Annotated in this window: 6 protein-coding genes; 2 read left to right on the forward strand and 4 right to left on the reverse strand. The window is 54.1% G+C overall.

Annotated elements, in window-relative coordinates; translation table 11 throughout:
• Positions 1 to 287, forward strand: a 287-nt coding sequence (locus L0H14_RS11235; protein ID WP_301421853.1) for an Lrp/AsnC family transcriptional regulator, incomplete at its 5' end; no start/stop codon positions are given.
• 76 nt (positions 288 to 363) lie between these two features.
• Here L0H14_RS11235 and L0H14_RS11240 read toward each other — a convergent pair.
• From L0H14_RS11240 to L0H14_RS11255, 4 genes are read right to left on the reverse strand one after another with little or no spacing between them, the layout of a single operon-like run.
• On the reverse strand, positions 364 to 1,749 hold the full coding sequence (locus L0H14_RS11240; RefSeq protein ID WP_301419615.1) for an NAD-dependent succinate-semialdehyde dehydrogenase: 1,386 nt from the start codon (positions 1,747 to 1,749) through the stop codon (positions 364 to 366).
• Between the two features lie 35 nt (positions 1,750 to 1,784).
• On the reverse strand, positions 1,785 to 3,422 hold the full coding sequence (locus L0H14_RS11245; protein WP_301419614.1) for a thiamine pyrophosphate-binding protein: 1,638 nt from the start codon (positions 3,420 to 3,422) through the stop codon (positions 1,785 to 1,787).
• 33 nt (positions 3,423 to 3,455) lie between these two features.
• Positions 3,456 to 4,445: an agmatinase gene (gene speB, locus L0H14_RS11250; RefSeq protein ID WP_301419613.1), complete on the reverse strand. Its 990-nt coding sequence runs from the start codon at positions 4,443 to 4,445 to the stop codon at positions 3,456 to 3,458.
• A 25-nt stretch (positions 4,446 to 4,470) separates the two neighbouring features.
• On the reverse strand, positions 4,471 to 5,052 hold the full coding sequence (locus L0H14_RS11255) for a helix-turn-helix transcriptional regulator (RefSeq protein ID WP_301419612.1): 582 nt from the start codon (positions 5,050 to 5,052) through the stop codon (positions 4,471 to 4,473).
• A 246-nt stretch (positions 5,053 to 5,298) separates the two neighbouring features.
• Between L0H14_RS11255 and L0H14_RS11260 the strand changes: the two genes are divergently transcribed.
• A complete protein-coding gene (locus L0H14_RS11260) occupies positions 5,299 to 6,858 on the forward strand; it encodes a sodium:solute symporter (RefSeq protein ID WP_301421854.1) in 1,560 nt (519 codons plus the stop codon).
• Positions 6,859 to 7,035 lie beyond the last annotated feature (177 nt).

The following is a 7,035-nucleotide window of genomic DNA, read 5'->3' on the forward strand; positions in this document are numbered from 1 at the left end:
TCTCGGTGGATCACGCCCGACTGGGTTTCGGAGCTTCGGCGCATGTCATTCTCAAACTGCGCCAACATAACTGGCGTGCTTTACGACAGAAACTCTTGGATATCCCCGAAATCTGGCATGTGACTCTCACGGGTGGGCCGATGGACGTCATCCTGCTGGTGCGTGCTCGTGATAATGCGGATCTGCGCCGCGTGGTATTTGATGAGATTCAACCGCTGGACGGTGTGGTGGATACCCAAACCGTCATGATTTTCGAAGAACGGACTTCGGACAGTGCGCTGCACTAACATCCCAATGCTGATTTCATGACGATGGCGGTCAGCTGTTATCGCCGACCGCCATCGCTATGAGTTCGAGCCTTGGCTATTTTTTGATAGTCATCAGCCGTTTGTTGACGAACTCGTCCATGCCTACGGGGCCGAGTTCACGACCGTATCCGGAGCGTTTCACCCCACCGAAAGTTACTTCGGCTGATTCTTCTGGGGAAGAGTTCGCACCAACCATGCCGGCCTCGAGTTGCTCCGCAAATTTCTCGGCGCGCTCTTGTTCAACCGCGAAGACTGCAGAGCCCAAGCCGTACTGTGTATCGTTGGCTAACTCTAAGGCCTGCTCATCGGTTTCCACGCGGAATATATTGACTACGGGGCCAAAGAATTCTTCGTAGTATACGTCAGATCCTTGTGGAATGTCGGTCACGACGGTCGGCTGAACATAGAATCCGGGAAGATCTTCGCGGCGTCCTCCCACATGGATGGTGGCACCGGCTTGCCGTGCCTGGTCGAGCTGTGACATCAGGGTGTCAGCGGCCTTTTCGGAAGAGAGCGGAGAATAGGTGTTCTTTTCACCCGCTGTTGGATCTCCGGGTTGCAACGCCGATGCAAGTGTCGTCATTTCTGCGACGAACTCATCGTAAATATCGGCCATGACAATGATTCGTTTATTCGAGTTGCAAGCTTGGCCGGTATTTTCCATCCGGGTGGCAAAGGCCTGACGTGCAGCAGCTTGAATGTTGTCTGTGGACAACACGACATATGGATCAGAACCACCGAGCTCGAGAACCGCCTTCTTGAGGTTCTTGCCAGCCTGTTCGGCGATAGCAGCTCCAGCCCGTTCTGACCCGGTCAATGACACACCTTGCATGACGGGGTGAGCAATGAACTGTGAAATTTGCTCGTGGTTTGCAAAAACGTTCTGGTAGACACCTCCAGGAATACCCGCTTCGTCCATCATCCGCTGCATCGCAAGCGCGGATTCTGGACAAGATTCCGCATGCTTGAGAACAATGGTGTTGCCCAGCACGAGGTTCGGTGAAGCGAATCGTGCGATCTGATAATAAGGGAAATTCCACGGCATGATTCCCAGCACGGGGCCGACAGGTCGGCGTTGAATATACGAGACGACGTCATCATCTTCGCTGACCTTTTCGTCAGCCGCTAGCTTTGGGCCATTCTTTGCGTAGTAGCGGAAGATTTCAGCCGAGAATTCAGTTTCCTCACGTGCCTCAGCAATGGGTTTGCCCATTTCCTTGGTCATGATCGCAGCGAGCTCATCTACGTTCTCTTCGAAGAGTTGTGCGAGACGTTCCACTTTCGCGGCACGCTCTTCGATGCTGAGCTGTCGCCAGGCAGCGAATGCTTTCTTAGAGTCCTGAACGATTCTCTCGACCTCGTGGTCGGAAATGCCTGGGTATTCTTTCAGCACTTCGGCCGTTGCAGGGTCGATCGTTTTGTATGAAAGAGAAGTAGTCATGATGTTTTCCTTCTTTCCTAGTCTCATCGCAGTCATCACATTTCGTGAGTAGCGTCCCACATTTTGAGCGTAGTTTGCAGCACCACAAGATTGGTGCCGTCGGTAGACCATGCTTGAGACAATGCCTCATGCAAGCCTGCTGCGTCGGTTGTCACGGCTGGTATGCCGAACGACTCGGATAATGCGACAAAGTCGGGGCGAGCAAGTTCAGTTGCAGTCGCCTGGCCGAAGGCGCCATGCATATATTCACGCAGAATTCCGTACCCACCGTCATCAATAATGAGCCAGGTGACCGGTACATTGTGCTGTTTTGCTGCCGCAAGTTCGGCGATCGAGTACATGGCGGAACCGTCTCCAGAAACTGCAAGTACTCGCTCACCTTGGCCAATGGCTCCGCCAAAAGCGCTTGGGAATCCATAACCGATGCCGCCTGCACCTTGGCCCGAATGCATTGCTCCAGAACGGGCGTCCCAAACATTCCAAGCCCAGTAGCCGGCAATAGTCATGTCCCAGTACGTGACAGCATCATCCGGAATAGCAGAGCGTATGGCATTCATGATGCTAATTTCGTGCGTGAGATCTTGTTTAGCCAAGCGTTGATCAATGTTTCGTTGAACATCACGGGCCAAATCGCCTGAGGTTTTCCCGTGCCACGTACTGGTCGCAAGATCACCCTGGCGCTGAACTGCGGAGGTGATCTCAGCAAGTGCGATGCTGGCATCTGAACGGATACCGAGACCGGAATAATTGGATTCTAAAACCCTCACGTGCGCATCGATCTGGATCAGTTGTCCACGCGGTTCCATGGTGAAATAATTGGAACTGACTTCTCCTAATGACGTCCCGACAGCTAATAAGACATCGGCATTTTCCAATACTTCTGTGACGTAGCGGTCTTCGATCCAGCCACCCAGGGAGAGCGGATGCTCATATGGGAAGGCAGTGTTGCCACCGGGGGTGCAGACCACTGGTGCATCGACGAGCTCGGCAAGCTGTTGCAGATGATTCTGTGCTGCTCCATCGGAACGACGCACGCCACCTCCGGCAATAATTGCCGGACGCTTCGCAGATGCAAGGAGTTCTGCAGCGCGTTGTATCGAGCCAGCATGCGGCTCGACTAATGGAACTTTGACGTTGATAGCCCCTGGGGCCGGAATCGAAGTTTCGTTGAGCAGGACGTCCTGCGGGATCTCGACCCATACCGGCCCCTGTGGCGCGGTGAGCGCTGTCTGCCAGGCATCTTCGAGTGCATAGGGAATCGAAGACGCCTTGTGTATCGTTTCCTGAGATTTTGTCACGTTACGAGCCGATGCTTTCTGATCATCGAGCTGATGCAGCATCCCCTTGCGGCGGCCACCTAAGCCTGCCTCGGGGATCTGTGACGAAATCACCAGCATCGGTACACCAGAAGCATAGGCTTCCTGCACTCCAGCAAGCGCGGTCAAGGCGCCGGGACCGGTCGATACGAAAAGTATCCCGGGTTGGTGGGTGGCGCGAGCGTAGCCATCGGCTGCAAAGGCCGAGTTATTCTCCACACGCGAGGAAATGAACTGCAGTTGGCTCCGTGTTAGTGCGTCAAAAAGTCCTAGTGCATGTTGACCAGGGATACCAAAAACCGTGGTAGCTCCTAGTGCGGACAACGTCTCGACCACAAGGTCGCCGCCGTTTCTCATACTTTCCTCCAGACCAGTGTTTTCGGGTGGTTGTTAGGCGTTGGCACGCAGGTCTGCCATCAGCGTGAGCAAGTCGTAGCATGCGTGGGCGGCTGCAATACCAGTGAGCTCGGCGTGGTCGTACCCGGGCAGCACTTCTACGACATCGGCGCCGACAAGGTTCAGACCACGTAGCCCGCGGAGAATTTCCAAGAGTTCACGGCTGGTCATGCCACCTGCCTCAGGCGTTCCGGTGCCCGGTGCATGTGCCGGATCGAGTACATCGATATCGAGGGAGATATAGAGCGGGCGGTCACCGATGCGCTCGCGCAACATGGAGATGACTTCGGCGACGCCTTTATGGAAGATGTCTGCGCTGGACACGATTCCGAAGCCGAATGCCTTATCGTCTTCGAGGTCTTTTCTGCCATATAGCGGACCGCGGGTGCCCACATGGCATAGGGCCGATGAGTCGATGATGCCTTCTTCAGCAGCACGGCGAAATGGTGTGCCGTGGGTGTAGTCGGCTCCGAAATAGGTGTCCCAAGTATCTAGGTGAGCGTCAAAGTGCAAGAGTGCAACGGGTTCGCCTGCACGTTTTGCGGCTGCACGTAGCAATGGCAGAGCAATGGTGTGGTCGCCCCCGATCGTGAGGATCGAGGCACCATCTTCAGTGAGGGTGAGCGCGTCTTCTTCAACAGAGGCGATTGCTTCTTCGATGTTGAAGGGGTTCAGTGCCATGTCGCCTGCATCAGCAATCTGAACCTGGGCGAACGGTGAAGTATCCGTAGCAGGGTTGTACGGGCGAAGCAGGCGGGAGGACTGTCGTACGTGCGCCGGACCGAATCGAGCACCAGGGCGATAAGAAACGCCTGAGTCAAAAGGTGCGCCGATGATTTTGATATCAGCGGAGCGGTTTTCTGTCTGGAGATCGCGCAAGCGGGGGAGTAGTGCGAAGGTCGATTCACCGCTGTAGCGGGGAACTTGGGCGGAGTTTACCGGGCCGATATTTCCGTTATCTACAACACGAGGTGATTCAAGCATGGTGGTTGTCCTTCCTGGAACGTTTTCATGTGGTGGTTTGGGTACCCCCGGTGAGAATCCACAACACCTTTGCTGTGTCTTCAGTCGGGTTGTACCAAGTATGAGGTTCTGACCCAGGCAGCGTCACGGTGTCTCCTTGCTTCATGCGAAATTCGGCGTCGGAAGTGACTAAAACAAATTCGCCTTCAAGTATGTGCAAGGATTCCGCAATGCAATCCATGGTGTATAGCTCTTCTTCGCCGCGGCCACCGCCCTCAACGACAGCGTGGATGATCTGTACGTTGCGCTGACCGGGTGGAGTCAGGAGTTTTTCTGTTATGCCATCGCCTCCCAGGCTGACTGCCGGGGCGTCTTCGAGCACAACCATTTCCGTTTCCGGCACTTCCAACATTTGGCCGGGAGGTACGCCAAGTACCTGACAAATTGCGACCAAGCTGGCAACCGAGGGACTGGTGAGATCTCGCTCAACACGGGAGAGGAACCCTTTAGACAATCCTGTGAAGCTGGCTACCTGATCGATAGTGAGTCTGTTTTGCTCACGAACAGCTCGTAATCTGCGACCGAGTGCTGTGGGTGTTCGCATCGGTTCGATTGGTAGTGATTTCACGCTGCCCTTTCGCATTGCAAGAGTGGTTGTAAATTTATCGTGGCATCTTTATGCTCCGCAGATTCGAGTATTCAAGTATGAGTCCAGACGCCCCTGTGTCAGGTGGCTCACAATAAACCATAGACAAATGTTGCCTAATAGACAACTTAAGTTTATTCTAGGTGCACAGTATGTGATCTGCGATACTCGCCATAGTGACGAGCGGCAGGCGCATAAAGCATTTGTCAGCTAACTAAGGACAGCAATATGGAGTGGCTCAACCCCGCAATCATCATTGTTTATCTCATTGCCATGGTCATGTTTGGTTTTTGGGGTAAGAGACGCACGAAAGATGTATCGGACTACCTAGTTGCAGGCCGGCGTCTCGGGCCGGTGTTCTACACTGCGACCCTGGTGACCGTAGTTCTAGGCGGCGCCTCAGCCGTTGGCGGTGTCGGTCTTGGCTACGAACATGGCATCTCTGGGATGTGGATGGTCGGTGCAATTGGTATAGGCATCATCATCTTGAGCTTGGCCTTTGCGCCGCTGCTGCAGAAACTCAAGATTTATACAGTAGTGCAGATGCTCACCCTCCGCTATGGACACGAATCCACCCAGGGCGCCTCATTGGTTATGTTGGCCTACACCATGATGATTTGCGCGACTTCAACCGGAGCATACGCCTCAATCTTCGTGGTGCTCTTTGACTGGGACCGTTGGTTATCAGTGTTGGTTGGCGGCTCAGTTGTTCTGATTTACTCTGTCATCGGTGGGATGTTTTCTATTACCCTTGCTGATGTTGTTCAATTCGTCGTTATGACCGTCGGCCTGTTCTTTCTCATGTTGCCCTATGGTTTGAACGAAGCAGGCGGCTGGAGCGGCATGCAAGAACGCCTGGATACTGAATTCTTCAGTATTGACGGCATCGGCTTGCAATCAATCATCACGTACTTCGTGGTCTATACCCTGGGTATCTTGATCGGCCAAGACATCTGGCAGCGAGTATTCACAGGAAGAACTCCAGGCATTACTCGGTGGGGCGGCTTTACCGCCGGTATCTACATCCTCGCCTTTGGTATTGCCGGTGCTATCGTCGGCATGACGGTCGCCTCGATGGATTCTGGCATTGAAAACCGTGACGACGTCTTCTCGATTGTCGCTATCGATATCTTGCCCTATGGCCTGGGCGGAATCGCGATGGCCGGTGGCATTGCAGCCATGATGTCCACGGCTTCAGGTGGTCTGATCGCTAGTGCAACAGTTGCTCGAACCGATGTGATGCCGCTGCTCAGGAGCTTTGCTTCCAGAAAGCGTCCGGGCCAATTGAGCGGCCGAGAGGCTGCCCAGATGGCGCGCGAAAATGTGGAGCGATCCGATGATCACGAAGCAGATGTGAAATCGAACCGTCGATGGGTGTTCGGTTTAGGCGTTGCCGTCATGGCGCTCGCACTAGTCGTTCCGGACGTCGTTGCAGCACTCACCATTGCGTATGCCATTCTTGTAGGCGGCCTGCTGGTGCCGATTATCGGAGCTATGACATGGCGTCGAGGAACCGGTATCGGCGCTGCCTGGTCAATGCTGGCTGGCACCGTGGTCACTTTGGGAACCATGATTTACTTGGAAATCACCGCAGAGAACGCCCTGGACGGCGTGTTCGCCAATGAACCGATCTACTTTGGGCTTTTGGCCTCGATAATCGTCTTTATCGTGGGTTCGCTACTGAGCAAGCCAACTCCTGAAGATGTATGGCAAGCCTGGAAGCATCGTTCGAGGCACGGCATTGATGAATCGAATGAAATACCAGCTGTTGTGGAGAGTTCTCAGTAAATCTTCGTCATCTATCTTGTTACCCCGGAGAGTCACTACACATGTGGCTCTTCGGGGTTATCTCGTCCAAGGAGCGAGAAAGGTGGCAACGATTCTGCCGGATCGATTTTTATGAGGGCTGGGAATGTCGCTCTCCGGTCAGCATGCTGAGTAATAAAACGTTGGTTTCTGCTGCAT

The organism is Yaniella sp. (assembly GCF_030453185.1).
Taxonomy (GTDB): Bacteria; Actinomycetota; Actinomycetes; order Actinomycetales; family Micrococcaceae; genus Yaniella.